Source organism: Micromonospora sp. D75, from assembly GCF_018070405.1.
Classification (GTDB): Bacteria; Actinomycetota; Actinomycetes; order Mycobacteriales; family Micromonosporaceae; genus Micromonospora; species Micromonospora chalcea.
Genome location: NZ_JAGPXV010000636.1, coordinates 1 through 3,407, shown reverse-complemented (window position 1 = coordinate 3,407; position 3,407 = coordinate 1). Strand labels below are relative to the sequence as shown.

The following is a 3,407-nucleotide window of genomic DNA, read 5'->3' as shown; positions in this document are numbered from 1 at the left end:
GTTGCACCGCGTGATGCTCTACCGCGATGGAGGCACGCTCCCCTTCCCCGGCCCCGTACCGGTCCTGCCCCGGCACGTCCGCCAGCAGCATCCGCCCCTCCCCGTCGGCGGCGAGCACCGTCGGCCCGTTGACCAAGGAGTTCGGGTCACCGGGGAACGCCAGGACCGTGGGCTCGTGGCGGGCGAAGGGCGGTAGCTGCTTCAGCCACGTAGGGCCCGCGTCGGTGTCCAGGCACCAGATGGCGGAGAGGTTCCAGGTGCGCTGCTGCGCCACCGCCGTCACCCGACGGCCGAGCCGGCGCAGCTCACCCGCCGCCCAGGCGACGCTGCGCGCCGGGCCGCCGGCCTGCGCCCACGGCTGGCGCAGCGGGTGCGGCGCGAGGTCCACGGCAACCGGTTCCAGGGGTACGGCGGGAGCGTCGGCGGTCTGCGCCAGGTAGCGGACGTGGCCGCCGGGCGGCGCGGGACGGTCGGCGTCGAGCAGCCGCAGCACGGCGACTTCCAGACCGTGACGACGACGAACCTCGGCCACGATCGAGGCGACCTCCTGCCACCACGGCTCCGGTACGTCGAACGACGGCAGCGCGCCGAGCGGACGGCCAGCGGCGTCGAGCAGGATCAGCGTGACGGTGCGGGACACGGCCGGACGGTAGCCGGACGCCCCGACGGGAGGCGAGCGGATTCAGCGCCAGACGGTGCGGCGCAACCCCTGGTGCCCGGCGCACACGTCGCGCTGGCCACCCGTGCGGCTGATCGAGCCGTCGCGGCACTGCACCAGCCAGCCGCGATCAGACCAGAACCCGGGTACGCACTCGAACCAGTCGCACACCCCGGCGGCCGGCCTGCGGATTCGCTGGCCGCCGCAGAAGTCGTACCCGAAGGGGTTCGCCGGGGCGCCGCAGCGGCGCTCGACCGGCGGCTGGGGCGTGCCGCGCGGCGGCGCGGGACGGGCGCGCGACGGCTCGGGGCTGGTCGTGGGCCGGACCTGGACGGCGGGCGCGACCTGCGGTGGCGCGGGAGTGCCGGTGGCCGCCGGGGTGGCCGCGACGGCGCGCTCCGAGCCGGCCCGGGTCGGCGGGTTGGACTCGAAGAGCATCGCCGGGACGACGAGCGCGAGCGCCGCGCCGACGGCCACCGTGCGCCGGCCGCCGGGCACCAGCGCGGAGACCCGGGCCTGGGCGGGGGTGAGCACGGGCGGGCGCTGGGGGCGCTCCGCCGCGTGTTCCTCGATCAGCTCGTCCAGCTCGGCCACGACCGCGGCGCGCTGCTCGATCGCGTCGGCGAACGCGAGCGTGAGCGTGAACCGGAAGTCGGCCACCGCGCCGGTGGGCAGCAGCAACCCGGAGGTACGTCGCCGGTCCAGCACCTGGATCAGGGTGACCGGCGCGCCGGGGTCGTGGGACAGGCCGGTCATCCGGCCGTACGCCCAGTCGCGCCGGCCTCGCCCGCCGAGCAGCACCAGCCGGCGGTTGGTGAGCACGGCGAGCCCGGCGTCGACCACCTTGACGCCCTCGGGGCGGCGCGGGCGCAGCACGGGCGGGTCGGGGTCGACCGTCAGCTCGGGGGCGGGCAGCACGGCGGTGTGCCGGACCTCCACCAGTTGCGCGGCCGGGAGCGTCCAGAAGACCACCTCGCCGGGGGCCAGCTCCATCGGCAGGCCGACGCCCGCCTGGGCCGAGCCGTGGAAGGACACCGCGAGCGTACGCAGGCGGCGCAGCTCGTCGTCGCGGCGTCGCCACGCCTCGTCGGCCGCGCGGAAGGCCCGCTGCCGCCGTTCGTTCTGCCGGTGCGCCCACCGGTACCGCCATGTGGAACCCGTCGAATCAGTCTTCGTCACGCCGACTCCTCCGCCGCGCGAGCCCACCAATCGGGGTGTCATTCATGTCAACGATCCGGCAGGGGTACGAAGACACGCGAAAGTCGCCAATTAGACCGATCGGCTGATTGACCGACACTATCGACGGAAACTCCCCCGCGCTTCCCGGCGGCGCTGCTTCGTCATGCGCGCGCGGGAGCACGTCGGTAACGTCAGCCGCACAGCGGGGCGTACCGCGGCCCCCGGGCGGCGAGGAGGTGCACCGGTGGGCGACCCGGCCGTCGTGGTGGGCGTGGACATCGGCACCACCAGTTCCAAGGCGGTCGCGTTCGACACCTCCGGCCGGCAACTGGCGAGCCACTCGATCGGTTACCCGCTGGAGGAGCCGAACCCCGGCTGGGCCGAGCAGGACCCGGACCTCATCTACGAAGCGGTGCTCGGCGTCATCCGCGCGGTCGTCGACGAGCTGGCCGTGCCGATCGCCGGCCTGTCGTTCAGCACCGCCATGCACAGCCTGATCGGGCTGGACGCCGACGGCACCCCGCTGACCCCGTCGATCACCTGGGCCGATTCCCGGGCCAGCGCGCAGGCCGAGCGGCTGCGGGCGGTGCCGTCCGGGCTCGCGCTGCACCGCCGCACCGGCACCCCGGTGCACCCGATGGCGCCGCTGCCCAAGCTGGTCTGGTTCGCCGAGCAGGAGCCGAAACTGCACGAGCGGGTCGCGCACTGGGTCGGCATCAAGGATCTGGTGCTGCGGCGGCTCGCCGACGCGCTCGTCACCGACCACTCGGTCGCCTCCGCCAGCGGGCTGATGGACATCCACCGGCTGGCCTGGGACACCGAGGCGCTACGCCTGGCCGGCATCACCGAGGAGCAGCTCCCCCAGCTCGTACCCACCACGCACGTGCTGCCCGGGCTCACCGCCGAGGCGGCGCGGGCCACCGGCCTGCCGGCGGACACCCCGCTGGTGGTGGGCGCCGGCGACGGGCCGCTGGCCAACCTCGGCCTCGGCGCGGTGCGCCCCGGCGTGGTGGCCTGCTCGATCGGCACCAGCGGCGCGATGCGGGTGATGGTGGAACGCCCCGGCGTGGACCCGCTCGGCGGCGTGTTCTGCTACGCCCTCAGCGAGGACCGCTGGGTGGTAGGCGGCGCCATCAACAACGGCGGGATCGTCCTCCAGTGGGCGAACGACGCGCTCGCCCCCGAACTGGGCGAGCACGCCGAGGAGGAACTGCTCGACCTGGCCGCCACGGCGCCGGTCGGCTCCGGCGGGCTGATCATGCTGCCGTACCTGCTCAGCGAACGGGCACCACACTGGAGCGCGCTGCCGCGCGGCGCGTACGTCGGGCTGACCCACGGCCACGGCCGGGCGCACCTGGTCCGGGCCGCACTGGAGGGCGTCTGCCAGCAACTCGCGCTGGTCCTCGCCTCGGTCCGGGCGGCCGGCAACGAGGTACGCGAGGTCCGCGCCAGCGGCGGCTTCGCCCGCAGCCCGCTGTGGCGGCAGATCCTCGCCGACGCGCTCGGCATGCCGGTGCGGTTCCCCGCCGGGCACGAGGGGTCCGGCTTCGGCGCGGCGCTGCTCGGCATG

The 3,407-nt window shown here is 75.2% G+C and carries 2 protein-coding genes and 1 pseudogene; 1 reads left to right on the top strand and 2 read right to left on the bottom strand.

Features of this window, described 5'->3' with window-relative positions; translation table 11 throughout:
• Positions 1-640, bottom strand: a pseudogene (locus KBX39_RS26880) (aminoglycoside phosphotransferase family protein); the annotation flags it as partial.
• 42 nt (positions 641-682) lie between these two features.
• Positions 683-1,837, bottom strand: a complete 1,155-nt coding sequence (locus tag KBX39_RS26875; RefSeq protein WP_043326319.1) for a hypothetical protein — start codon at positions 1,835-1,837, stop codon at positions 683-685.
• Positions 1,838-2,081: 244 nt separating this feature from the next.
• Between KBX39_RS26875 and KBX39_RS26870 the strand changes: the two genes are divergently transcribed.
• The coding region (locus KBX39_RS26870; protein WP_210873137.1) for a gluconokinase at positions 2,082-3,407 on the top strand (1,326 nt) is incomplete at its 3' end.